Raw genomic sequence first — 23346 nt, forward strand, 5'->3', positions numbered from 1 at the left:
TCGCTTCCCCAGTCATCGGGAGATCACCTCGGTGGCCACCAGAGCCGCGCTCACGCGCAGGAATTCGTCGTTCTCGGCAGCCAGTCCGATGGTGACTCGCAGGTGGCCCGCGATGCCGACATCGCGAATCAGTACGCCCTCGTCCAGATAGCGCTGCCAGGTGCGCGGTGCGTCGGCGAACGAGCCGAACAGCAGGAAATTGGCATCCGAGGGCACGACCTCGAAGCCCAGCTCCCGCAGCGCCGCGGCGACCCGATCGCGCTGGGCGGCCAGTTCGGCGACGCTGCCCAGGGTCTCGTCCGCGTGCCGCAGAGCCGCCCGCGCGGCGGCCTGAGTGACCACCGACAGGTGGTAGGGCAACCGAACCAGCAGCATCGCCTCGATCACCGCGGGTGCGGCGACCAGATAGCCCAGCCGCCCGCCGGCGAAGGCGAATGCCTTGCTCATCGTGCGACTGACCACCAGTTTCGCCGGATACCGGTCGATCAGCGCCAGCGCGCTCGGCGCGGACGAGAACTCCCCGTAGGCCTCGTCGACGACGACGATGCCGGGTGCGGCGTCGAGGACGCGCTCCAGCTCGGCCGGCGCGATCGAATGCCCGGTCGGATTGTTGGGGCTGGTCACGAAGACCACATCGGGACGGCGATCGGCGATCACCGCCACCGCGTAATCGATGTCGAGGGAGAAGTCGGCATTGCGCTCGGCCTCGACCCATTCGGTGTCGATGCCCTCGGAGATGATCGGGTGCATCGAATACGAGGGAACGAAGCCCAGCGCACTGCGTTCCGGCCCGCCGAACGCCTGGAGCAGCTGCTGCAGGATCTCGTTGGACCCGTTGGCCGCCCAGACGTTCGCGGTGTCGACCCGCACACCGGTCTGCCGGGTCAGATACGCGGCCAGATCGCCACGCAGCGCCACCGCGTCCCGGTCGGGATAGCGGTGCAGATCGACCGCGGCGGCACGAATGGACTCGGCGACGTCGTCGACCAGGGCGCGGCTGGGCGGATGCGGATTCTCGTTGGTGTTCAGCTGCACCGGTACGGTCAATTGCGGTGCGCCATAAGGACTCTTACCCCGCAGGTTCTCGCGCAGCGGAAGCTCGTCGAGGGTGGTCCGAGCGCCGGGAATCGCGGCGGTATCGATCACGACAGCGCCTCGAACCGCACCTGCACGGCCTGCCCGTGCGCGGGCAGGTCCTCCGCGGCCGACAGTGCGACCACGTGCCCGGCAACGTCTTTCAGTGCCGCCTCGGTGTACTCGACGACGTGGATACCGCGCAGGAAGGTCTGCACGCTCAGGCCCGACGAGTGCCGGGCGCAGCCGGCCGTGGGCAGGACGTGATTGGATCCCGCGCAGTAGTCACCGAGGCTCACCGGTGACCACGCGCCGACGAAGATCGCACCCGCGCTGCGCACCCGGGCGGCGACCGCCGCGGCATCGGCGGTCTGGATCTCGAGGTGTTCGGCGGCATAGGCGTTGACCACCCGCAGTCCCTGCTCGACATCTTCGACCAGGACGATGCCGGACTGCTTGCCGGACAACGCCTCCGACACCCGATGCCGGTGCTTGACCACCGTGAGCTGGGTGTTGATCGCGGCATCGACCGCATCGGCGAGTGCGACGCTGTCGGTGACCAGAACGCTCGCGGCGAGCACGTCGTGCTCGGCCTGCGAGATGAGGTCGGCGGCCACATGGACCGGATCGGCGGTGGCGTCGGCCAGGATCGCGATCTCGGTGGGGCCGGCCTCGGCGTCGATGCCGACCAGGCCGCGGCACAACCGCTTGGCCGCGGTGACATAGATGTTGCCCGGCCCGGTGATCATGTCGACCGGCGCCAACTGCGCACCGTCGGTATCGGTGCCGCCGTAGGACAGCAGCGCCACCGCCTGGGCACCACCGACCGCCCACACTTCGGCGACACCGAGCAGTTTCGCCGCGGCGAGGATGGTGGGGTGCGGCAGGCCGCCGAACTGCTGCTGTGGCGGCGAGGCCACCACCAGCGACTCGACCCCCGCGGCCTGAGCCGGGACGACGTTCATGACGACGCTGGAGGGATAGACGGCATTACCGCCGGGCACATAGAGACCAACCCGCTCGACCGGTACCCAGCGTTCGGTGACGGTGCCGCCGGGCACGACCTCGGTGGTGGTGTCGGTGCGGCGCTGATCGGCGTGCACCTTGCGGGTGCGCTCGATCGCGACCTCGAGCGCGGTGCGCACGGCCGGGTCGAGTTCGGCGAGAGCTTTGTCCAGCTCAGCGGCCGGGACGCGCACGCTCGGGGGTGCCACGCCGTCGAATTGCACACTGAATTCCTGTGCGGCCTCGACGCCGCGGTCACGGATGGCCTCCACCACCGGCCGGACATGATGCAGCACCGAGTCCACGTCCACTCCCCCGCGCGGCAGCGCCGCGCGCAGTTCGGCAGCAGAGGGCGTGCGGCCGCGCAGATCCACGCGGGCCGGCTCGATGCGGCTTGTCATAGCGGTGTGAAATCCTTGTCTCTACGTTCGGTCTGTGCTGGTCATCACATCGAAGCGAAAGCTCCGGACCACCCACCAGCCTATCGGGTCCACGCCAGCCGATATTCGCCGCCCGAGGCGTCCGCGATCCCCCGGCGAGCGGCTTTGTCCCCGGGCGGCACGGCCGAGTCTGCCCCCTCGGACCAGGGCGCCCGGTGACCAGCGCGTGATCCGGCCGCCGGTCCGGCACCGAGATCGCGTGAAATCTCCGCGCGGATGCGGTCAGACGGCGTGTCGCTCGCGCAGGGCAGCGACACCGTCGCCGGTGAGCTCGTCCAGGGCGACCGGCCGGCCGACCATGGCAAGGGCCAGCGCCTCCCCCGGCCCGCGCACCTCGGGCCCGGTCCCCGACGCCCATTCGACATCGGTGGCGACCAGGCGCAGCCCGCGAGTGAACCGGCCCGGCCGGGCGAACGGATCGGGATGTTCGAGCACCGCCACGAGCCGATCGGCGGGAATCGTGCGCGGGCGCCCGAGCGGGCGACGGATGTCCTGGTGATGGACCGTCATGTCGGCCAGGCCCAGACTCGGCCACATCCGGGTGATGCGCTGACCGGAGCGTTCGAAGCGGGCGAGCAACTGCGCCGGTGGCAGATCCTGGACCCGGTCCACCAGATGAGCGTTGACCCGATCGGTGTCCATCCGGCAGCGAGCCGCGATCCTGGCGTAGCCGATCGGCGAGATCTCGTCGTAGAGAAGATGTCCCACCACATCACGCACCCGCCACCCGGCACACAGCGACGGCGTCTCCCACTCCGCATCGCTGAGCTCACCCAGCAGGGCGATCAGATCGGCGCGTTCATCGTTCAGCAGCTGCCGAATACTCACAGCCGCAACCCTACCCTCGGCAGCGGCGAGCCGACCGGCTGCTGTCGTCGCGCACAGTTCGCTGCCGATGTGCGTGAGAGCCGCTGTGCCGGTGCCCGTTTCATACCGGGTGCGACTGCCGACGATGCCGCGCCGGAACGATCACGCGTCGCGGAAGGCCACCGCGGTGCGTACCCGACCGGAGTGATCCTCCGAAACCAGCTGGGCGCGAACATCTTTGCGGTCCGAACGAGGGTGCATCATCCCGGCGGGTCCATGGACGACGTCCAGTGGCACCGCCGACTCTCAGGCGCGGGTATCGCTGTCGATGAGGAGCTGGCCGCCGGCTCCGGTGACGAACCGGAGTTCGGACGACTTGTCCCCTCCATCCTCGTAACTCACGCTGTCCACTCGGATGTTCACCGAGCCGTCGGAGTTGGAGTCGGCGACCTCGATCGTACTGAAATTGGTGACCTGATGCTGTTTCCAGTAGGACTCGAACGCAGCCTTGCTGCCGTAGACCTGCTGCGCGCCCGGCGTCAACTGGCTCCAGGCGTTGCCGCGGTCGGATTCGGTCAGCGTGTCGTAGAAACGCTTGGTTTCGGCAACCGCCTGCGCGGAGTCGACCTTGCCGGCGCTCTTGGCCTGTCCGACCGGGGCGACCGCCGGTGCCGACGGGCTCGCTTGTGCCGAGGCCGTCGCCGACGCCGAATTCGACTGCCCGCCCGAGGAATCCGTGCCCCCGCCGCTGAACATCAGGTACAGCGCGGCGGCGACGATGATCAGACCCGCCGCGAACCCACCGGCGAACACCCAGGGCTTGGGATTGCGGGTGGGCGCGGGAGCGGTGTCGGCCACGGCGTGGGACCGGGTCGGGTGAGCGTTGGCCGGGCGGACCGGCTGCATCTCCGGTTCGGACAGCACGGCGGCACCGGCCATCATCTCCGCGGTGGAGATATCGGCTTGTGCCTCACGGCGATCCAGTGTGCGGGTGGCCTGGCGGCGCGGTGCGCTGCGGTGGGTGGCCAGCATCCGGGTGGATTCGCCGTCGGCACCCTGATCGGCGAAGTCGGCCAGCTGATCACGCACATCGGTCATGCTCGGCCGGTCCTCCGGCTCGAAGCTGAGCAGATCGAGTACCAGATCGGTGAGCGGCCCGGCATTGCGCGGCTGGCTGAGCTGGCCGTTGGCCGCGGCGTACAACAGCGCGAGCGGATTCGGGTTCGTGCCGTAAGGCGGCTCACCCTCGAGCGAGTGGAAAAGCGTTGCGCCCAAGGCGAAGACGTCGGCGGCCGGGCTGGGCTCGGCGCCACGGGCGACCTCGGGGGCCAGATACGCGGCGGTGCCCGAGATCAGGCCGGTCGCAGTGAGATTCACATCGCCCTTGGCCTTGGAGATGCCGAAGTCGGTGATCTTCACCGTGCCGTTGTCGCCGAGCAGGACGTTGCCCGGTTTGATGTCGCGGTGCACGATGCCCGCGCGATGGGCGGCGACCAGAGCCGAGGCCACCTGCTCACCGATCCGCGACACCTGCGGCAGCGGCAGGGTGGTCTGTGCGGACAGCACCACCGCCAGACTCTGCGACTGCAGGTATTCCATGATCAGGCAGGGATCACCCTCGTGATCGGTGATGTCGAAGACCACGATCGCGTTGGGGTGCTGGAAACGCGCCGCATTGCGCGCCTCACGTGCGGCGCGCTGGCGGACGATGTCCTTCTCACCCGGCGGCAGACTGGGCTGGGTGAGGATCTGCTTGATGGCGACCGACCGTTCGAGTCGTTCGTCGACGGCGCGCCAGACGACGCCTGTGCCGCCGCTACCAATCCGCTCGACCAGGCGGTAATGCCCTGCGATCACTTGGCCGGTTTCGATGGCACTACTCCGAGTTTCTCCGCGATTCGTGACTTACCGCGCGCGGGGTCCTGTCCCGCGCGTGTTCGGAGACGAGTGTAGCGGGCCTGACGGGCCGCTTTGACCCCGGAGCGACTTCTGTGGGGAATATGTGTGACAACCGTGCGATGCGGGCGAGATCACTCCGCTATTACCCCGGGACACCCTGTGATGAAGCTCACTTCGAGGAACTGCTCACTACTACTGTTTCCGCAGGAAACGTCCGGCGGCTTCGACGGCCGGAACCGAGCTCCCGGCATCGGAGACGAAGACCGCCAGTGCGAGGTCGCCGTCGATGCCGACGAACCAGCCGTGCGCGTGGGTGTCGTCGATGTATTCCGCCGTGCCGGTCTTGCCGAGCAGATCCGGGATATCGGCGAGACTGGTCGCCGTCCCGCTCGTAATCGTCTCACGCATCATGGTTTTCACCTGCTCGAGGATCGGCGCGGGGATGGGCGGCGGAGCCTGATCCGCCGTCGCCGGCCGGCCCGCGACGAGCGTGGGGGCCGGTGTCGAACCGTGCGCGACGGTCGCGGCGACCAGTGCCATGCCGAACGGGGACGCGGTCACCCGGCCCTGGCCGATCCCTTCCTCGACCCGCAGCGCGGGAGTATCGGCCGTCGGGACCTTGCCGGTCACCGTGGTCATTCCCGGTGCGGTGAAATCCACGCCAAGACCCAGTTGCGCCGCGGCGCGGGTGAGCCCGTCCGGCGGCAGGTTCACCGCGAGCCGGCCCATCGAGGTGTTGCAGGACTTGGCGAAGGCCGTGTGCAGTGGCACCGTGCCGAGGTCGAAGTTGTTGTCGTTGGGGATCTGCCGGCCTTCGATGTTCTCGGTGCCGGGGCAGGCGACCATAGTGTCGGCGGTGACCTGTCCGGCCTGCAGCGCCGCCGTGACGGTCACCGTCTTGAAGGTGGATCCCGGTGGATACAGGCCGGTCAACGCGATCGGCCCCTGAGCGTCGGCGGGCGCGTTCTGTGCCACCGCGAGCAGATTGCCGGTGGACGGTTGCAGGACCACCATCGCCGCGGGAGTCGCAACCGGGGCCAACGCCGCCTCGGCACGATCGAGCGCGGCCGTATCGAGGGTCGTCGGGATGTCGGGGACCGGCTTCGGATCCTGTCCGCCGACCGTCTGCGGGCCACCGGCCGTCTGCGCGCGCACGGCCCACCCCGCGGCCGCGTCGGTGTCGTGCTGCCAGAGATCGCTCAGGCCGGCCAGTGCCGGTGAGGACAATGCCTGATCGACGGTCAGCAGCCGGTTCTGCGGTGCCAGTGTGACATTCGGCAGGGCGCTCAGCCGGTCCTGCACGCGCGCCAGATCATCGGCGCGCAGCGTGATCGCGGTGACCGGTGTGCCCCGGGCCTGGTTCATCTGCTGTTGCAGACTCGCGGCGGTGATCGTCGGATCGATCGAATCGAGCACGCCCGCAACGGCGTTCGGATCGGCGCCGGGGGCGAGCTGGACCAGGGTGACGACCTGCTGGGTCATCAGGTCCGCACCATCGTGGTCGAGCACCCGCGCGGCGGGCCGCGGCGCCACCGTGTCGTAGGTCAGCGGACCGGCGTCCAGGCCGGGAGCGACCGTGGCCGGGCTCCACCGCACCGTCCAGCGGTCGCCGGATTCGTCGGCGGTTCCGGTCGTGGTGTAGGTCCACGTGTTACCGGCGGTACCGAAGTTCCAGGTGGTGGCCAGGGTGAAGCCGGCGTGGCGATCGGACCGGTCGACGGAGCGCACCTCGACTCGGACCTTCCTACCGAGGCTGTCGAACAGAGCGCCGAGCGTGCTGGTGGCCTGTGCGGGATCGCTGGTGAGATTCGCGGCCGCCGCGGCGTCACCGCGGGTCAACGCGTCGGCGAAGCTGTGCACGCTGGTATCGAGCCGGTCGGCGGAACTGTCGCCGGAGCAGGCGGCGGCAGCGAGAACCGGGGCGGCGATCAGAGCGAGCAGCTTCGAACCGGTGCGCACGCGGCCGACCCTACCGCCGCGATCGGCCGGTGCGTGGCACCTCGCGGCGGCGTGCCAGAGATCCCGCGCGGTCAGCGGGTGCGCCACTCACCGGCCGCCAGCCGGGCCGCGTCGGCGTCATCGAGTTCGATATCGAATTCGGCGGCAAGGATCTTCGGCAGGTCATGTGGTGGCAGGTCGCGGCTGTGCGAGGTGCCGTCCGGATATTCGGTGATCCAGGTGGTGTCATCGATGATGTCGTGGCGGTCGGGCCGGAATCGCTGGATGAAGGGCCGCGCCACGAACGGCGACCGTGGTGAGGTGGACACGAAGTGATTGCCCACAGCGTAGTCGATGCGGTACTGCGGGTTCATCGTGAAGCTGTGACGGTCGATCCAGCCCTGGCGGGCGAACTGGTGCAGCACCCACAGTTCGGAGTCGAGTTCACCCCGCACGCGTTCGAGCCGGAAGCGCCAGTCACCGGTCCGGGTCTCGCCCGCGTCCGGGTCCAGTGGCAGCGGCGCCGACGGCCCGGCGCCGAATCCGACGTCGCACAACCAGATCCGCTCGTCGTCGGCGGTGCCGACCCGCAGCAGTGCGTGGGTGGCCGGTCGGATGGTGCCGCGGGGCGCACCCATGCTGACCCGGCCCTGCAGTCCGATCACACCGAATCCGAGTCGTTCCAGCGCGGCGGCGAACAGGACGATGTTCTCGTAGCAGTAGCCACCCCGACGGGCTCCTACGAGCTTGTCCTGCAGCGCAGGAAGGTCCAGCCGCACCGCGTGCCCCAGGACGGCATCGACGTTCTCGAACGGAATCGTCGTGGTGTGCGCGTACTGCAGTGCGCGCAGCGTTTCCAGCGTGGGTTCCCGCGCTGCGGTGAATCCGATGCGGGCCAGATATGCCGGCAGGTCCAGTTCCGCGCCGTCCCACTTCGAGGTCGGGGCCGGATAGCCCGTCATGACGCCTCCTCCGCACGGCGCCCGGCCGTATGTCGTTCCGATGACTGTCATGATCAACCGCCGATGGCCGCCCGGTGTTCCACCCCCGGCGCGGCACGGGTGACCGCCGCGTCGATCAGCCCGCGGGCAGGCCGACCCGATCATGCTCGAGCGCGGCGCGCAGCACCGCGAGCGCCTGCGCGACGACCGGCGACGCCACGTCCGGGGTCGCGGCGAACAGTTCGCCGAGCCGCTCGACGAAGGTCTCCTCGGCCGCGGCCACCAGCTGGGCGCCGGCTGTGGTCAGGGTCAGCAGCGACGACCGGCGATCCGACGGGTTCGGCTGCCGCGCAACCCATCCCTGCTTCTCCAAGCGGTCGACACCTTTGCTGATCGCCCCGATTCCCGCCGCGAATTCGGTGGCGAGATCGGCCACCCGGGCGCTGGGGTGCGCACGCAGGAAACGCAGCGATTCGAATTGTGACGTGACGATTCCATGGCGTTCCCGCAGACGATCGTTGACGGCGTTGTACAACCGCGTCTCGCTCCGGACGAGATCGGCGAACAGCTGCGGCAGATCGACATCACCTCGCTCCGATTTATATTCCATGGCATATACTGTACAGGAATGCAATTATCGGGAAGGTGCATATGAGCCAGGCACAACGCGCGCGGATCGACGCGATGCTGCGGCAGCCACGACCGACGGAACCGCGAACGGTGGCCGAGATCCGGGACGGATTTCGCGCACTCATGTCCGGGATGGCCGTACCGGCCGGAATACGTACCCGGACAATCCCACTGGGGACCCGGCCCGCGGTACTCGTCGAACCGCCGGGTCCCGCGCGAGCCGCGACGATCCTGTATTTCCACGGTGGTGGTTTCGTCTACGGCTCACCCGAGACGGCGATGTCGCTCACCGGAAATCTGGTGAGCCGGACCGGTTTCCGGGCATTGTCGGTCGACTACCGACTGGCGCCCGAACATCCGTTCCCGGCCGCCGTCGAGGACACCCTCGATGCCTACCGCGCCCTGCTCGACAGCGGCGAACCACCGTCGGCCGTGGCGTTCGCCGGCGATTCCGCGGGTGGCGGCCTGGCCGTCACCACGTGTCTCGCGGCCCGCGACGCGGGCCTGCCGCTGCCCGCCGCGATCGTGGCGTTCTCCCCCGGACTCGATATGACTCGCACCGGCGCCAGCATGGTGAGCAAGGCCGGGATCGATCCGCTGTTCACCCGCGCGAGCCTGGACCACACCGGTGCCATGTATCTCGCGGGCCAGGACCCCAGCCAGCCATTGCTCAGCCCGGCGGTGCTCGCCGACCTCACCGGTTTCCCGCCGATGCTCCTGCAGGTGGGCACCAACGAATTGCTGCTGGACGACTCCACCCGTCTCGCCGCCCGGGCGCGCGCGGCGGAGGTGGACGTCGTTCTCGATGTGACCGCCGGTGTACCGCATGTGTTCCAGTGCTTCACCGGAATTCTCGACGAAGCGGACGAGGCGCTGGACCGGGCGGCACAGTTCCTCGGCCAACGCCTGCGCGAGCGCGACACCCGCTAGTATTCGACCATGCGTTCGATCACCGTCGCCGAGCGGCGCGCGCGACTGGCCCGCCGGCACCGGCTCACCGGATCGGATCGCGGTACCGATCCGGCCGGTATCGCCGATTCGATGGTCGCCCTGCACGCCACCGATCCGGCGACCGTGTATCTGTCGATCTGCGCCCGCAGCGAGGGCCTGACACCCGCCGATGTGGAGCGGGCGCTCTACGACGACCGGTCGCTGCTGCGCATGCTGGCCATGCGCCGCACCATGTTCGTGGTGCCGGTCGATCTGGTCCCGGTACTGCAGGCCGCGGTCGCCGACGCGCTCGCGGTCAAGCAGCGCCGTGCCTACGGCAAATATCTGCAGCAGGTGGTCGACGGCGATATCGATGTCTGGCTGGCCGAGGTCGCCGACGAGACCCACCGGGAACTGCTGGCCCGGGGCAGTGCGACGGGCGCCCAACTGTCGGCGGCGATTCCGCGGTTGCGCACGCAGGTGGACACCGCGCCTGGTAAGTCGTATTCGAAACCCACCAACATCACCACCTGGGTACTGCTCATCCTCGGTTGTGACGGTGCCATCGTGCGCGGCCGCCCGGGCGGCAGCTGGACCAGCAGCCAGTACACCTGGGCGCCGCGGGAGGCCTGGCTGCCCGAGCACCAGCCGATCGCGCTCGAGCCGGCCCGCACCGAGCTCGCCCGCCGCTGGCTGCGGGCCTTCGGTCCGGCTCCGGTGGCGGATCTGACCTGGTGGACCGGATGGACGAAAACCGATGTGCGCACAACACTGTCGAACCTCGAGGTGACCGAGGTCGATCTCGACGGCTCCCCCGGCATCGTGCTGTCCGACGACACCGGCCCCGAGCCCGAACCCGAACCGTGGGCCGCGCTGCTGCCCGCCCTGGATCCGACGACGATGGGCTGGCAGTCGCGCGACTGGTTCCTGGGCCCACACGCGCCCGCGCTGTTCGACACCAACGGCAATGCCGGGCCGAGTATCTGGGTCGACGGCCGGATCGTCGGCGGCTGGGCCCAGCGCGCCGACGGTGAGATCGCCTGGCGGCTACTGGAAGACATCGGCGCCGATGCGAAGGCGCTCGTCGACCGGGAGGTGGAACGCACGGCCGCCTGGTTCGGTACGGTGCGGGCCATTCCTCGTTTCCGCACACCGCTGGAACGCGAGCTCACCGCCTGAGGCCGGGCCCCCGCGGCGCGGAATCGGCGCTCAGTTCTGGCGGGGCAGGAGTTCGGCGACGAATCGATCGAGGAAATCTCCCGACACGTCACCGGCGGCCGGTACCACCACGAATTTGCTGAGCCCAGCCGCGAGGTGGGCGTCGACGAGGCGGTGCAACTGCGGCCAGCTGCCCGCCACCAGGTCGGCGGGGTCGATATCGGGACGCTGCTGCGCGATCCGGGCCGCCGGTCCGGAGGGGATACCGTCCTGCGCCAGCAGCAGCGTGATGCCGAAATGATCGGCTTCGATCTCCCGGCCCGCCGCTTGCGCCGCCGCATCGATCGCGATGACCCCGGCGGCGGCCTCGGCCGGGGTCAGGAAACTGCCCAGCCAGCCGTCGCCATACCGGCCGACGCGGCGCAATGCCGCCGGTGCACGGCCGCCGAGCCAGATGTCGGGCGGCCGGGTCGGGCGCGTGCCCACGCCGGCACCGCGGACGGTGAAGTACTCGCCGTCGAAATCGACGTCATCGGCCCGCAATACGCTGCGCAGCAATCGCAACGACTCGTCGAATACGGCACCGCGGCGGCCCGGCACCGGGAACAGGTCCTGTTCGCCGGGGCCGGCCGGGCGCAATCCGAACACCGGCAGCACCCGCCGGGGCGCGAGCAATGCCAGCGATGCCAGCTGTTTGGCGACCAGAACAGGATGGCGGCCGGGCAGGATCGCCACCGAGGTGCCGACCTTGAGCCGTTCGGTACGCGACAACGCGAACGCCATCCCCACCATCGGGTCCACGGCCGGCGCGAAGACGAGTTCGGAGAACCACAGGGAATCGACACCCTCGGATTCCAGCCGGTCGACGAGGGCGGGCAGAGCGGCGGGATCGGCCTGCGAACCCGTACCCACGCCGAACCGTATCTTCATCGCGACCCTCCACACCGACATCGCATTCGATGCATGACAACGCCGGTGGCGCGAGCAATTATTTCGGCCCGGGCCGAACTACATGTCCAGGCCCAGATCCAGCACCCGCACCGAGTGGGTGAGCGCGCCGACGGCGAGATAGTCGACGCCGGTGCGCGCGTAGTCGGCGGCGGCGTCGAGCGACAGCCCACCGGACGATTCGAGTTTCGTGCGCGGGGAGCGGCTGTTGCGACGCTGTACCGCCGACTGGGTGGCCCACAGCGCGAAGTTGTCCAGCAGCACCAGTTCCACGTCTTCGGCCAGGACGGCGTCGAGCTGGTCGAGGCTGTCGACCTCGACCTCGCATTCGATATCGGGATCCAGTTCCCGCACCGCGCGCAGGGCCGCGACCACCGATCCGGCGGCGACCACGTGGTTGTCCTTGATCAGGGCGGCGTCACCGAGCCCCATCCGATGGTTGACGCCACCACCCACCCGCACCGAATACTTCTGCAGCGCACGCAGACCCGGCAGCGTCTTGCGGCTGTCGCGGATACGGCAGCCGGTACCCTCGACCGCGTCGACCCACGCGGCGGTGGCGGTGGCGATACCGGACATGTGCGTGACCAGGTTGAGCATGGTGCGTTCGGCGGTGAGCAGCTGCCGGGTCGGTGCGACGACGGTGAGTACGGCGTCGCCCGCCGCGACCCGGGTACCGTCGGCGACCCGATCGGTCACCTCGTAGTTCCCGGCGCCGATCACCTCGTCGAGGACCAGCAGTCCCACATCGATGCCGGCGATCGTGCCGGGCTGCCGCGACACCATCGCCGCCTTGACGGTCGCATCGGCGGGAACCGTAGCGGCCGAGGTGATATCGGGTCCGTACCGCAGGTCCTCGTCGAGTGCGGTGCGGATCAGCGCACGCAGTTCCGTGCGGTCGAGTTCGGGGGCCGGTGCCATCATCTACTCCTCGGCAGGTCGGTGTGGTTGTGCGGCACGGTCATCGGACGCCCACCGCGGGCAGCGGGTCGGCGAGCGCGATCGGCTCGCTCACCACCTGGGGGCGCCCGTCGGAACCGAGCCGGATCGCGACGCTGCGCCGCAGCTCCTCGCGAGGCTCCGGGCAGTCCGACCGGGTGTGGCACCCACGGCTCTCCGCACGGGCGGTGGCCACCACCAGCAGTGCGCGGGCGGTCATGGTGAGTGCGGCGTCCTCGACCGCGCGCAGCACGCCCGCCGGGCGATCACCGGCCGATACGGCCCGCACGGCAACGGAATCCGCGGGATCGGGGCACTGCGCGCCGGCGCCCTCCGATTCGGATACCTGTTGCGCGGCCGCTTCTTCCGTCATCTCTTCCGGCTCCGCGTCACCGTCGTTCATCAGCGCCAATACCCGCAGCATGGCACCGCGCAGTCCATCACCGTCGCGAACCACCGATGCGTGCGCGGACATCAACTGCTGCAGGGCGGTTCGGTCGATCCGGGGCAACCGGGCCGGCGTCACCTCCGCGACCCGAGCGCTCGCGCCCAGCCGTTCGGTGGCCGCGGCACCGGCTCGCTCACCGACCACGAGGCCTTCCAGCAGGCTGTTGGAGGCCAGCCGGTTGGCGCCGTGCAGACCGGTCCGCGCCACCTCGCCGGCCGCGTACAGCCCGGGCACCGAGGTCCGGCCGTGGGTGTCGGTCACGATCCCGCCGCATTGGAAATGCGCGGCCGGGGCGACCGGGATCAGATCGGTGCGCGGATCCAGGCCCGCGGCGCGGCACGAGGTGGTGATGGTCGGAAAGCGTTGCGAGAAGCCGTCGATCGAGCGGGCGTCGAGATAGACGTGCTCGGTTCCGAGCCGGCGCATGCGCGCGGCGATGGCCCTGGACACGATGTCACGCGGTGCCAGATCACCACGGGGATCGATCCCCGCGGTGACCGATTCGCCCGCCGCATCGACCAGGATCGCCCCCTCGCCGCGCACGGCCTCGCTGATCAGCGGTCGGCGCCCCAGCCCGTCGGGACTGAACAGGACGGTGGGGTGGAACTGCACGAACTCCAGATCCGCGACCGACGCACCGGCCCGAAGGGCCAGGGCGATCCCGTCCGCGGTGGCGCCCGGCGGGTTGGTGCTGCAGGAATAGAGCTGGCCGAGCCCGCCGGTGGCCAGCAGCACCGCCGGTGTGTGGACGATGCCGAATCCCTTGTCCGACACCACGATCACACCGCGCACCCCGTCGGGACCGGTGACGATATCGAGGGCCGCGGTGCCGAACAGCACCGGAAGTCCGGCCGCGTTCAACGCGCGCTGCACCTCGGCCCCGGTCGCGTCACCACCGGCGTGAATGATGCGGCGGGTGCTGTGCCCGCCCTCGCGGGTGCGCGAGACCCGGCCGTCGCGACCCAGATCGAAGACCGCGCCCAGATCGGTCAGCGCCGCGACCGCATCGGCGCCGGCGGTCACGACCGAGCGCACCGCCTGCGGATCACACAGTCCCGCACCGGCATCGACCGTGTCCTCGACATGCGAGTCGACCGTGTCTCCCTCCGGCGCGACCACGGCGATCCCGCCCTGCGCGTATTGGGTGGACGTATCGGTCGGGCCGCCCTTGCTCAGGGTCAGGACCCGCAACCCCCGCAGCGACGCGGTGCGGGCCGCGGTCAGACCCGCGACCCCGCCACCGATCACCACCAGATCAGCATCGGCCTCCCAGCCGATCGACGGTGTCGACATCATCGTGAAACCTCTCCGGCTCGCCCGAGCGCGGGTTCCGGTGGCTATTCGCCGCCGCCGGGATTGCCGATGGAGATCATGCGCTGCACCGAATTGCGGGCCAGCGCAGCGGTTTCCGGATCGACGTGCACCTCGTCGAGATTCTCGGTCAGGCAGCGCAGCAGCGCCGCCGGCGTGATCATCTTCATGTACTTGCACGCCGCGCGGTCGTTGACCGCCTGGAAGTCGATGTCGGGTGCGGCCTTGCGCAGTTGGTGCAGCATGCCGACCTCGGTCGCGACCAGCACCTGGCTCGACCGCGCGGCCTTGGCGGCGTCGATCATGCCGCCGGTGGACAGGATGTGCACCCGGTCGGCCGGGAACGCACCTTCACCCGCGAGGTACAGCGCCGAGGTGGCGCAACCGCATTCGGGGTGGACGAACAGCTCGGCATCCGGGTGGGTGCGGGCCTGCTCGGTGAGCTCATCACCGTTGATACCGGCGTGCACATGGCACTCACCGGCCCAGATGTGCATGTTCTCGCGGCCGGTGACCCGCTTGACGTGCGCGCCCAGGAACTGGTCGGGCAGGAAGAGCACCTCGCGCTCCGGGTCGATGGCGGCGACCACGTCGACGGCGTTGGAGGAGGTGCAGCAGATGTCGGTGAGTGCCTTCACCGCGGCGGTGGTGTTCACGTAGGACACCACCACGGCGCCGGGATGTTCTGCCTTCCACTCCCGCAATTCGTCGGCGGTGATGGAGTCGGCCAGCGAGCAGCCCGCGCGCTGGTCGGGTATGAGCACCGTCTTGTCCGGGCTCAGGATCTTGGCGGTCTCGGCCATGAAGTGCACACCGCAGAACACGATGGTGTCCTCGGGCGCTTCGGCGGCGATCCGCGACAGTGCGAGCGAGTCACCGACGTGATCGGCGACGTCCTGGATCTCGGGTAGTTCGTAGTTGTGCGCCAGGATGGTGGCGTTGCGCTCGCGCGCGAGCCGCTTGATCTCCGCCGCCCACTCCGGTGTGGCCTCGACTCCGCCGAATCCGGCCGGACCGTCGATGACCTGCGCTGCGAATGCCGTCGTCGTCAGACTCGTTGACGCCATGGCATGGCTCCTTCCTCATGCGCCCGGCACCCTCACCGAGCACATCACCCCGGGCCGATTCGCTTCAGCCCGGTTTTCGACTTACAATCGAAAACGTGGCCCATAGTAGCACCATTCACGAATCGCTCACCGCGGTGTTCCAGGTTCGTCGCTTCTTGGACATCATCACCGCAGGTCCAGGCGGTGTCGGAGGTGACGGGGTGGTTGCCAGCGAACCGATCGACCCCCAGGCGCCGCGCGCGAGCCGAGGGGCGCGCACCGAACTCGGCGTACTGCTGTGGCAGCGCGCCATGGAACCGCAGACCGGGACCTGGTCGCTGCCCGGCGGCCGATTGCGCGACGACGAGGATCTCGACACCTCGGCCCGCCGTCAGCTCGCCGAGAAGGTGGATGTGCGCGAGTTGTGGCACATCGAGCAGCTGTCGGTGTTCAGCGATCCGCATCGGGTGCCGGGAGTGCGCCGCATCGCCTCGGCCCATCTGGGCCTGGTGCCGCTGACCGCCGATCCGCAGTTGCCCGCCGACACCCGCTGGCATCCGGTCTCGGCCCTGCCGAACATGTCCTTCGACCACGGCACCGTCGTCCATCACGCCCGCACCCGCCTGGCCGCGAAACTGTCCTACACCAATCTCGCCTTCGCCCTGGCACCGTCGACGTTCACCATGTCCACGCTGCGGGAAATCTATTGCACCGCACTGGGATACGACGTCGACACCACAAATCTGCAGCGCGTGCTGTCCCGCCGCAAGGTGATCACGCCCACCGGTGACACCGCCGCACCGGGCCGCTCGGGCGGGCGCCCCGCGGCGGTCTACCGTTTCACCGACGACGAGATCCGGGTGACCGACGAATTCGCCGCGCTCCGCCCACCGGCCTGACCACACTCCCCGGACGCTCCGGCACGATCCCGACACGCACGGTAGCGTCGGCGGAATGGAATCGCTGATGCACCGGATTCTCGATATCGCGCCGGTGTGGATCTATCTGACGGTCGGGCTGCTGGTATTCGCCGAGGACGCCATCTTCGTCGGATTCGTCATTCCCGGTGAGACTGCCGCCGTACTGGGCGGTGTCGCGGCGAGTCAGGGCCACATCGAGTTGTGGGTGATGATCGTGCTGGTGGTGGCCGCGGCGATCCTCGGCGACAGTGTGGGATACGAGGTCGGCAAGCATTTCGGTAGCCGGTTGCTCGAGGCCGATTTCCTGGACAAGCACCGCGGCCGGCTCGACCGGGCACAGAGCTTCCTGGCCCATCGCGGTGGCTGGGCGGTCTTTCTGGGGCGGTTCACCGCCTTCTTCCGTGCGGTGATGCCTGCCCTCGTCGGCGCGTCCCGGATGCCGTATCCACGGTTCCTGGCCTACAACGCCGTGGGCGGCGTCGTATGGGGCACGACCTTCGTGGTGCTGGGTTTCGTGGCCGGCAACTCCTACGAGAAGGTGGCCAAGACGGTCGGCCGCGATATGGCGATCGCGGTGGTGGTGATCGTGGTGCTGGGGCTGATCGTGTGGAAGGTCCGGGAACGCCGCCACGACAAGACGATCGAATCCGAATATCACGCCACCCACGAAGGGCAGACCACCACCGAGGGCCACTGAGCCGCGCGGCCTCCGGCGATCACCAGCCCCGATCGCGATGCTTCGCGTTGCGCCGGTATACGCGCTTGTTCGCGATCGGTTGCGCCGCAGAAGATCTGCGCAATGCGTGCCTGCGCCGCCACGCGATCAGGTCGGCGCGCTCGCGCTCCTCGATCGCCGCGCAGTCGCCGGACTTCTCGTTCGTCATCTCGGACCTCCTCTCCCCGCTCGATGAACATCCGAGCCGGACAGTAACGTCCCGCGGCCCGCGACCACCACCGAATTAACGGGTGGCCCGGTCCGGGCAGGTCTGGAGGTACGCGGCACACAACTGCTGGGCCGCAACGATATTCGGGCCGTGAACGGTCAGCGGCCGGAATCGGATCCCTGACAGGGGCCGTTCGTGGGGCGGCCGGACGGCCAGGCGTACGGACCGTAGGACACATCCGACATCGTGGCGCGCGGCTCGTCGGCCGGATCGGATCCATCACCGCGGCCCAGATCCTCGGAGGTGCTCAATGCCGACAGCACCAGCACGACCAGTCCGGCCAGCAACGGCTGCAACAGCAGCACCGTCCAGCCCTCCACACCGGGAGCGAGCTCGACGATGCTGCGCACCGGCGGATTGTGCGGTTGCGGATGGATCCAGCCCGCGACCTGTTCACCGAACCAGGACATCAACCAGGCGCCGGCCAGCGAACCGAGCAGCAGTCCGGCCAGCATGGACGGTCCGCGAGCGGCCCGGCGACGCCAGACCGCGGCGGCACTCAGCAGACCGGCCACCACGCCGACACAGGCGAAGATCGCCACCGCGTCGAACCGATGGACGCTCTCACCGGTCAGCGGCAACGGATCTCGGCCGCCGCTCACGACCAGCGATTTCTCGGTGGGTGCGAGCAGACCCCACACACCGCCTCCGACCAGGCTCACCACCAGTACCGCCGGCACGATCCACAGCACGGCCCGCAGATCGCGGCGCACCGGTTCGAGAACGGCGACCGCCATCAGCGATGGTCCAGGCCGTGCGAATCGATCACGCCGTGCCGGGAGCATTTCGCCCACCAGCCGTCCGGGCTCACCTGCACGATCATCCGGCGTCCACACGCCTCGCAGAAACGGGGCGGTTCCAGCCCGAGCGCGGCCGCGGCGGGGACCGGATCGTCCAGGCCCACGACGATCCGCTTACCCGTGTACGGGTTGTAGCGCTCTTGCATATCAGGCTGTGGCATCTGGACCACCATTCGCGAAACCCCTAGTGAAGTGCAGCTCTCCAGCTGCTCGACAATACCCGAAAATATCGCGCGGGCCGCGGATCAGAGAGTCTCGTTGAGTGCCTTGATCGGCATCTTCAGATCGACCAGCAGATCCAGGTCGGCCTCGGCCGGGCGGCCCAGCGTGGTCAGGTAGTTGCCGACGATGACCGCGTTGATGCCACCGAGGATGCCCTGCTTGGCACCGAGGTCACCGAGGGTGATCTCACGGCCACCCGCGAAACGCAGGATGGTGCGGGGCAGCGCCAGCCGGAAGGCGGCCACGGCGCGCAGCGCATCGGCGGCGGGCAGGACCTCGAGGTCGCCGAAGGGGGTGCCCGGACGCGGGTTGAGGAAGTTCAGCGGCACCTCGTCGGGCTCGAGTTCGGCCAGGTTGGCGGCGAATTCGGCACGCTGCTCCAGCGACTCGCCCATGCCGAGGATGCCACCACAGCACACCTCCATACCGGCCTCGCGCACCATGCGCAGGGTGTCCCAGCGCTCCTCCCAGCTGTGGGTGGTGACGACGTTCGGGAAGTGCGAACGAGAGGTCTCGAGGTTGTGGTTGTAGCGGTGCACGCCCATCGCGGCGAGCTGATCGACCTGTGCCTGGTCGAGCATGCCCAGCGAGCACGCGACCTGGATGTCGACCTCGTTGCGGATGGCTTCCACACCGGCGGCGACCTGTGCCATCAGGCGCTCGTCGGGACCGCGGACGGCGGCGACGATGCAGAATTCGGTCGCGCCGGTCTTGGCGGTCTGCTTGGCGGCCTCGACCAGGCTGGGGATATCGAGCCAGGCGGCGCGCACGGGCGACTGGAACAGGCCCGACTGCGAGCAGAAGTGGCAGTCCTCCGGGCAACCACCGGTCTTGAGCGAGATGATGCCCTCGACCTCGACCTCCGGGCCACACCACTTCATCCGGACCTCGTGCGCGAGCTCCAGCAGTGCCTCGAGCTGATCGTCGCCCAGGCGCAGCACCTCGAGGGTCTGCTCCTGCGTCAGCCCGACGCCCCGCTCGAGCACCTGCTCGCGGGCGGTGGCCAGAATGTCGGTCTTCACGGGTGCCTGCGTCACAGCACGAATCCCTTCCTCCGGCCGATGTGGCCGTGCCATTTGCGACATGGACTCGGCTCTACGTGGTTACGCAGGCTGCCGCCTTCGGGCTCGACCGCCCATGCCGTGCAACTTGAACGGTGTTCAGGCTAGGGTAACGGGGTCAGTGAGTCAAAACACCGAGGGGTGGGTTATGCAGCTGCATCGGGGCGATGTGATCGACGGCGCCATCGCCATCCTCGACCAGTACGGCCTCGCCGATCTGACCATGCGCCGGCTTGCCACCGCCCTGCACGTGCAGCCCGGGGCGCTCTACTGGCATTTCCCGAACAAGCAGGCACTGCTGGGCGCGGTGGCCGACCGCGTCCTCACACCGATGGACGAGCCGGTGACCGCCGAGGACTGGCCGGGACAGATCGACGAGCTGGCACATCGGCTGCGCTCGTGCCTGCTGGCCTATCGCGACGGCGCCGAGGTGGTCTCGGCCACCTACGCCTCCCGGCTCACCACCAGCAAGGGCCGGGAACGCTTGGCCGGGGCCATGATTCGCGGTGGCATGACCCGCGAGGAGGCCGATCTGGCCGCCTACACGCTGCTCTACTACGTGCTCGGCGAAACCGTGGACGAGCAGTCCCGGATGCAGATGGACTCCGCCGGCGCGCTCGCCGACGAGGACTCCCCGCTGTACGAGAACACCTCCGCCACCGAGCGTTTCGATTTCGGCCTGCAGTTGTTCGTGGGCGGGGTACGGCATCTGCTCGGCAGCCGGGTGCGATAACCAGACAAACCAGACGGTAGACTTCCGGACCGTCAACCCCGGCGGTGCGGGAATCCGGTGTGAATCCGGAACGGTCGCGCCACCGTGACCGCGGTACGCCGCGGAAGTCGGACCTCGGCCGCCGGGCACCGCACTGCTCACACGAGGTCGCGTCATGCCTGTGAAGTTCCGGCGATGAGTCGCGCCCCGCTATCGATCGTCGTTCCGATCACCGTCACGGTTCTGCTCGCGGCCATGGTCGTGGCCACCGCCTGCGGCGCCGAACCGCTGCCCATCCCGGCGGTGCTGGAGGTGTTGCGCGGCCATCTGGGTGGCGCCGATGCGCTCGATTCCGCCGTCGACACCATCGTCTGGCAGCTGCGGGTACCACGCACGATTCTCGCCGCGGTGGTCGGCGCCGGACTGGCACTGGCGGGTACGGCGATGCAGACCCTGGTGCGCAATCCGCTGGCCGATCCGTATCTTCTCGGAGTCTCCTCGGGAGCGGGAGTGGGCGCGGCGGCGGTGATCACCTCCGGCTTCTTCGCCGCGGCCGGGATCTGGGCGCTGTCGGGCGGCGCGCTGATCGGGGCGCTGGTCGCGGCCGCAACGGTTTTCGCCGTCACGATCGCCCAGGGCGGGCTCACCCCACTACGGCTGGTGCTCACCGGCACCGTGCTGGGTTCGGCCTTCTCGGCGCTGAGCAGCTACCTCATCTTCCGCAGCGCCGATCCGAAAGCGGCACAGTCGGTGCTGTTCTGGCTGCTGGGCAGCCTCGCGGGGGCGGACTGGACACGAATCGCGCTGCCCGCCACCGTGGTCGGGCTCGCGGCGGTGGCGCTGTTGTCGCTGCACCGCTGGCTCGACGCCCTGAGCGTCGGCGCCGATACCGCGGCGTCGGTGGGAGTTCCGGTGCGGGCGTTGCGCCACGGCCTGTTCATCGGGCTGGCGGTACTGGTCGGTGTCCTGGTGGCGGTGTCGGGCGGGATCGGATTCGTCGGTCTGGTGGTGCCGCACGCGGCACGGATGCTCGTGGGCTCGGCACATCGGCGGTTGCTTCCGGTGGGCGCGCTGTTCGGTGCGGTGTTCCTGGTGCTGGCCGATTCCGCGGCACGGGTCCTGGTGCGGCCCACCGAAATTCCGGTGGGCGTGTTGACCGGTCTGATCGGCGCACCGGTATTCCTGGTGCTGATGGGACGGCGGCGCTACCGGTTCGGTGCCGCATGAACCGGAATCGACGATCATCGCAGGGCCCGGAGCTTCCCGGCGGCGACCCGCGCGCCGCGACCGGCGATATCGATCCGGGCGGGAGCGGCGACGCGCCCGCCCGCACGGACGGCGGCGCGGTTCTCGAGGTCCGCGAGCTGGCATGCGGCCCCCGCGGCCGGACCGTACTGGCCGAGGTCGAGTTCACCGTGGCCCCCGCCGAGGTGATCGGCGTCGTCGGCCCCAACGGTGCCGGGAAGACCACGCTGTTGCGGACGCTGGCGGGTCTGTTGCGGCCGCGCCGCGGTGCGGTGCGATTCGGCGGCGCGGACCTGCACACGATGCCGCCGCGGCGGCGCGCCCGGACCGTCGCGCTGGTCGGGCAGGACGAGCAGCCACCGGCGGATCTGCGAGCCGGCGAGGTGGTCGCGCTGGGCCGAACCCCGTATCTGCCACCGTGGGGCGCGGGCAGCCGGGCGGAGCGGCGGGCGGTCGCCGAGGCGCTGCGAGCGGTCGACCTCGACGGTTTCGCCGACCGCCCGGTACAGCGGATGTCCGGCGGTGAGCGGCAACGGGTGCTGCTGGCGCGGGCCGTGGCACAGGGCGGGCCGCTGCTGCTGCTCGACGAACCGACCAACCATCTCGACATCACCCATCGGCTGGCGCTGTTGGATCTGGTCCGTGAACTGGGGCGCACCGTCGTCATCGCCCTGCACGATCTGACCCTTGCCGACCGGTACTGCGATCGGGTCCTGGTCCTCGACGACGGCCGCGCGCGGGCGCTGCGGCCACCGGCCGAGGCCTTGAGCACAGCAGTGCTCGCCGAGGTGTTCGGCGTACGCGCCGCCCGGGTGCCCCATCCGGAAACGGGGGCGATTCACCTACTGCTCGAACCGAATACGGCCCGGCCGTGAGCACCGTCCAGGAGGGGCACACCGACATGCGTCGTCTGCGAGTGATCATCATCGCGATCGCCACCGTTCTCACCCTCGCGGCATGTGGCGCCGCCCCGTCGGCCGAGGGGGCGCTCACCCTCACCAATTGCGGTGAGCAGGTCCGCTTTCCGGCACCGGCCCAGCGTATGTTCGTCAACGACACGAACATGATCGCGATGACGCTGGCCCTGGGTGCGCAGGACGCGGTGGCGGCGGTGGCCGGACTGCCGCAGGACATCGACACCCTGCGCCGGCACTACGGCGATGCGGTCGATCGGCTGCACAACGTGGCACCGACCTCGCCGTCGCGGGAAACGGTGCTCGCGCAGCGGCCCGATGTGATGGTCGCGGGCTGGAACTACGGCTACAGCGAGGCCACCGATCTCACCCCGGAAACCTTGCGCGGCAACGGGATCGCACCCTATGTCCTGACCGAGAGCTGCCGCCCGCGGGCCGGGCAGCGGCAGCGCGGCACCGTCGAACCGTGGGAGGCGCTGCGCACGGATCTGTCGAATCTGGGCGCGATCACCGGCCGGACGGATCGCGCGGCCGCCGTCACCGCCGATATCGATACCCGCCTCGGGCGGCTACGGGCGGCGCCACGGCCCGCGACCCCGCCCACGGTCTTCGTCTTCGACACCGCGAGCGACACCATCTTCTCCAGCGGCAGATTCGGTGGACCGCAAGCGGTGCTGGAGGCCGCGGGCGCCCGCAACGCCCTGGACGACGTCTCCGACACCTGGACGGCGGTGTCGTGGGAGCGGCTGGCCGCCGCCGACCCGGATGCCATCGTCTTCGTCGACTATCCGGGCCAGACCTTCGCACAGAAGGTCGACGCCCTGCGTGCCAAACCGGGGATCGGCCGGTTGCGCGCGGTCACCGAGCAGCGATTCCTGAATCTCCCGTATGTGCTGTGGACCTCGAGCCCGCTCAACATCGATGCCGCCGAGCAGGTCCGGACCCGGCTCGAACAATGGAATCTGCTGCCGCCGTCGGGAATTCGCCCGGCGTTCGACGACACCGCGCGATGAT

General features: G+C 69.3%; 23 protein-coding genes and 1 riboswitch. Of the genes, 8 read left to right on the top strand and 15 right to left on the bottom strand.

What is annotated here, in order from left to right; genetic code table 11:
- Nucleotides 1-12: 12 nt before the first annotated feature.
- From AB0L57_RS17395 to AB0L57_RS17425, 7 genes are all read right to left on the bottom strand, one after another.
- On the bottom strand, nt 13-1143 hold the full coding sequence (locus tag AB0L57_RS17395; RefSeq protein WP_364963455.1) for a histidinol-phosphate transaminase: 1131 nt from the start codon (nt 1141-1143) through the stop codon (nt 13-15).
- On the bottom strand, nt 1143-2480 hold the full coding sequence (gene hisD / locus AB0L57_RS17400) for a histidinol dehydrogenase (RefSeq protein ID WP_364962764.1): 1338 nt from the start codon (nt 2478-2480) through the stop codon (nt 1143-1145). Before hisD ends, AB0L57_RS17395 begins: the two co-directional genes overlap by 1 nt.
- A 261-nt stretch (nt 2481-2741) precedes the next feature.
- The gene (locus AB0L57_RS17405) at nt 2742-3347 is read right to left on the bottom strand and encodes a maleylpyruvate isomerase family mycothiol-dependent enzyme (protein WP_364962767.1); all 606 of its coding nucleotides are present in this window, start codon (nt 3345-3347) and stop codon (nt 2742-2744) included.
- A 285-nt stretch (nt 3348-3632) separates the two neighbouring features.
- Entirely contained in the window at nt 3633-5183 is a 1551-nt protein-coding gene (locus tag AB0L57_RS17410; RefSeq protein WP_364962769.1) for a serine/threonine-protein kinase, read from the bottom strand.
- 234 nt (nt 5184-5417) lie between these two features.
- On the bottom strand, nt 5418-7184 hold the full coding sequence (locus AB0L57_RS17415) for a penicillin-binding transpeptidase domain-containing protein (protein WP_364962772.1): 1767 nt from the start codon (nt 7182-7184) through the stop codon (nt 5418-5420).
- A 71-nt stretch (nt 7185-7255) separates the two neighbouring features.
- The gene (locus AB0L57_RS17420) at nt 7256-8125 is read right to left on the bottom strand and encodes an arylamine N-acetyltransferase (protein ID WP_364962775.1); all 870 of its coding nucleotides are present in this window, start codon (nt 8123-8125) and stop codon (nt 7256-7258) included.
- Nucleotides 8126-8240: 115 nt separating this feature from the next.
- Complete coding sequence (locus AB0L57_RS17425) at nt 8241-8714, bottom strand: MarR family transcriptional regulator (RefSeq protein WP_364962778.1); 474 nt, start codon at nt 8712-8714, stop codon at nt 8241-8243.
- 41 nt (nt 8715-8755) lie between these two features.
- Between AB0L57_RS17425 and AB0L57_RS17430 the strand changes: the two genes are divergently transcribed.
- On the top strand, nt 8756-9664 hold the full coding sequence (locus AB0L57_RS17430; RefSeq protein WP_364962781.1) for an alpha/beta hydrolase: 909 nt from the start codon (nt 8756-8758) through the stop codon (nt 9662-9664).
- 9 nt (nt 9665-9673) lie between these two features.
- A complete protein-coding gene (locus AB0L57_RS17435) occupies nt 9674-10843 on the top strand; it encodes a winged helix DNA-binding domain-containing protein (RefSeq protein ID WP_364962783.1) in 1170 nt (389 codons plus the stop codon).
- 30 nt (nt 10844-10873) lie between these two features.
- On the opposite strand, the gene AB0L57_RS17440 is transcribed toward AB0L57_RS17435, so the two are convergent.
- From AB0L57_RS17440 to nadA, 4 genes are all read right to left on the bottom strand, one after another.
- Complete coding sequence (locus tag AB0L57_RS17440) at nt 10874-11752, bottom strand: TIGR03854 family LLM class F420-dependent oxidoreductase (protein ID WP_364962784.1); 879 nt, start codon at nt 11750-11752, stop codon at nt 10874-10876.
- Nucleotides 11753-11830: 78 nt separating this feature from the next.
- Entirely contained in the window at nt 11831-12691 is an 861-nt protein-coding gene (gene nadC / locus AB0L57_RS17445) for a carboxylating nicotinate-nucleotide diphosphorylase (protein ID WP_364962787.1), read from the bottom strand.
- 40 nt (nt 12692-12731) lie between these two features.
- Nucleotides 12732-14450 carry an L-aspartate oxidase gene (locus tag AB0L57_RS17450; protein ID WP_364963457.1) on the bottom strand — a complete coding sequence of 573 codons (1719 nt, stop codon included), beginning with the start codon at nt 14448-14450 and terminating at the stop codon, nt 12732-12734.
- Between the two features lie 44 nt (nt 14451-14494).
- On the bottom strand, nt 14495-15535 hold the full coding sequence (gene nadA, locus AB0L57_RS17455) for a quinolinate synthase NadA (RefSeq protein WP_364962789.1): 1041 nt from the start codon (nt 15533-15535) through the stop codon (nt 14495-14497).
- 95 nt (nt 15536-15630) lie between these two features.
- Between nadA and AB0L57_RS17460 the strand changes: the two genes are divergently transcribed.
- A complete protein-coding gene (locus AB0L57_RS17460) occupies nt 15631-16413 on the top strand; it encodes an NUDIX domain-containing protein (RefSeq protein WP_364962791.1) in 783 nt (260 codons plus the stop codon).
- A gap of 55 nt (nt 16414-16468) precedes the next feature.
- Entirely contained in the window at nt 16469-17131 is a 663-nt protein-coding gene (locus AB0L57_RS17465; protein WP_364962794.1) for a DedA family protein, read from the top strand.
- Nucleotides 17132-17150: 19 nt separating this feature from the next.
- Here the strand turns inward: AB0L57_RS17465 and AB0L57_RS17470 are convergent, their stop codons facing one another.
- The 4 genes from AB0L57_RS17470 to bioB form a co-directional block, all read right to left on the bottom strand.
- Entirely contained in the window at nt 17151-17318 is a 168-nt protein-coding gene (locus tag AB0L57_RS17470) for a hypothetical protein (RefSeq protein WP_364962796.1), read from the bottom strand.
- A gap of 158 nt (nt 17319-17476) precedes the next feature.
- Nucleotides 17477-18115: a DUF2567 domain-containing protein gene (locus AB0L57_RS17475; protein WP_364962799.1), complete on the bottom strand. Its 639-nt coding sequence runs from the start codon at nt 18113-18115 to the stop codon at nt 17477-17479.
- Complete coding sequence (locus tag AB0L57_RS17480) at nt 18115-18339, bottom strand: hypothetical protein (RefSeq protein WP_364962801.1); 225 nt, start codon at nt 18337-18339, stop codon at nt 18115-18117. Before AB0L57_RS17480 ends, AB0L57_RS17475 begins: the two co-directional genes overlap by 1 nt.
- Nucleotides 18340-18423: 84 nt before the next feature.
- On the bottom strand, nt 18424-19437 hold the full coding sequence (gene bioB, locus AB0L57_RS17485; protein ID WP_364962804.1) for a biotin synthase BioB: 1014 nt from the start codon (nt 19435-19437) through the stop codon (nt 18424-18426).
- Between the two features lie 172 nt (nt 19438-19609).
- Here bioB and AB0L57_RS17490 point away from each other — a divergent pair, with 172 nt between their 5' ends.
- The 4 genes from AB0L57_RS17490 (at nt 19610) to AB0L57_RS17505 (ending at nt 23345) form a co-directional block, all read left to right on the top strand.
- Nucleotides 19610-20194 (top strand): TetR/AcrR family transcriptional regulator C-terminal domain-containing protein, encoded by a 585-nt coding sequence (locus AB0L57_RS17490; protein WP_364962806.1) that lies wholly within the window; start codon nt 19610-19612, stop codon nt 20192-20194.
- A gap of 48 nt (nt 20195-20242) precedes the next feature.
- Nucleotides 20243-20308, top strand: a riboswitch (cobalamin riboswitch).
- A 60-nt stretch (nt 20309-20368) separates the two neighbouring features.
- Nucleotides 20369-21400, top strand: a complete 1032-nt coding sequence (locus tag AB0L57_RS17495; protein WP_364962809.1) for an iron ABC transporter permease — start codon at nt 20369-20371, stop codon at nt 21398-21400.
- The gene (locus tag AB0L57_RS17500) at nt 21397-22293 is read left to right on the top strand and encodes an ABC transporter ATP-binding protein (RefSeq protein WP_364962812.1); all 897 of its coding nucleotides are present in this window, start codon (nt 21397-21399) and stop codon (nt 22291-22293) included. Before AB0L57_RS17495 ends, AB0L57_RS17500 begins: the two co-directional genes overlap by 4 nt.
- Nucleotides 22290-23345, top strand: a complete 1056-nt coding sequence (locus AB0L57_RS17505; protein ID WP_364962814.1) for an ABC transporter substrate-binding protein — start codon at nt 22290-22292, stop codon at nt 23343-23345. Before AB0L57_RS17500 ends, AB0L57_RS17505 begins: the two co-directional genes overlap by 4 nt.
- Nucleotide 23346 lies beyond the last annotated feature (1 nt).

Origin of the sequence: Nocardia sp. NPDC052254 (assembly GCF_040679495.1) — a bacterium.
In the GTDB taxonomy this organism is placed as follows: domain Bacteria; phylum Actinomycetota; class Actinomycetes; order Mycobacteriales; family Mycobacteriaceae; genus Nocardia.

What these genes read in the sequence shown, in the direction of transcription:
- hisD (WP_364962764.1), bottom strand. Translation starts at nt 2,480, where the DNA reads ATGACAAGCCGCATCGAGCCGGCCCGCGTGGATCTGCGCGGCCGCACG.
- AB0L57_RS17420 (WP_364962775.1), bottom strand. Translation starts at nt 8,125, where the DNA reads ATGACGGGCTATCCGGCCCCGACCTCGAAGTGGGACGGCGCGGAACTG.
- AB0L57_RS17425 (WP_364962778.1), bottom strand. Translation starts at nt 8,714, where the DNA reads ATGGAATATAAATCGGAGCGAGGTGATGTCGATCTGCCGCAGCTGTTC.
- AB0L57_RS17430 (WP_364962781.1), top strand. Translation starts at nt 8,756, where the DNA reads ATGAGCCAGGCACAACGCGCGCGGATCGACGCGATGCTGCGGCAGCCA.
- AB0L57_RS17435 (WP_364962783.1), top strand. Translation starts at nt 9,674, where the DNA reads ATGCGTTCGATCACCGTCGCCGAGCGGCGCGCGCGACTGGCCCGCCGG.
- AB0L57_RS17440 (WP_364962784.1), bottom strand. Translation starts at nt 11,752, where the DNA reads ATGAAGATACGGTTCGGCGTGGGTACGGGTTCGCAGGCCGATCCCGCC.
- nadC (WP_364962787.1), bottom strand. Translation starts at nt 12,691, where the DNA reads ATGGCACCGGCCCCCGAACTCGACCGCACGGAACTGCGTGCGCTGATC.
- AB0L57_RS17450 (WP_364963457.1), bottom strand. Translation starts at nt 14,450, where the DNA reads ATGTCGACACCGTCGATCGGCTGGGAGGCCGATGCTGATCTGGTGGTG.
- nadA (WP_364962789.1), bottom strand. Translation starts at nt 15,535, where the DNA reads ATGGCGTCAACGAGTCTGACGACGACGGCATTCGCAGCGCAGGTCATC.
- AB0L57_RS17465 (WP_364962794.1), top strand. Translation starts at nt 16,469, where the DNA reads ATGGAATCGCTGATGCACCGGATTCTCGATATCGCGCCGGTGTGGATC.
- AB0L57_RS17470 (WP_364962796.1), bottom strand. Translation starts at nt 17,318, where the DNA reads ATGACGAACGAGAAGTCCGGCGACTGCGCGGCGATCGAGGAGCGCGAG.
- AB0L57_RS17475 (WP_364962799.1), bottom strand. Translation starts at nt 18,115, where the DNA reads ATGGCGGTCGCCGTTCTCGAACCGGTGCGCCGCGATCTGCGGGCCGTG.
- AB0L57_RS17480 (WP_364962801.1), bottom strand. Translation starts at nt 18,339, where the DNA reads ATGCCACAGCCTGATATGCAAGAGCGCTACAACCCGTACACGGGTAAG.
- AB0L57_RS17490 (WP_364962806.1), top strand. Translation starts at nt 19,610, where the DNA reads ATGCAGCTGCATCGGGGCGATGTGATCGACGGCGCCATCGCCATCCTC.
- AB0L57_RS17495 (WP_364962809.1), top strand. Translation starts at nt 20,369, where the DNA reads ATGAGTCGCGCCCCGCTATCGATCGTCGTTCCGATCACCGTCACGGTT.
- AB0L57_RS17500 (WP_364962812.1), top strand. Translation starts at nt 21,397, where the DNA reads ATGAACCGGAATCGACGATCATCGCAGGGCCCGGAGCTTCCCGGCGGC.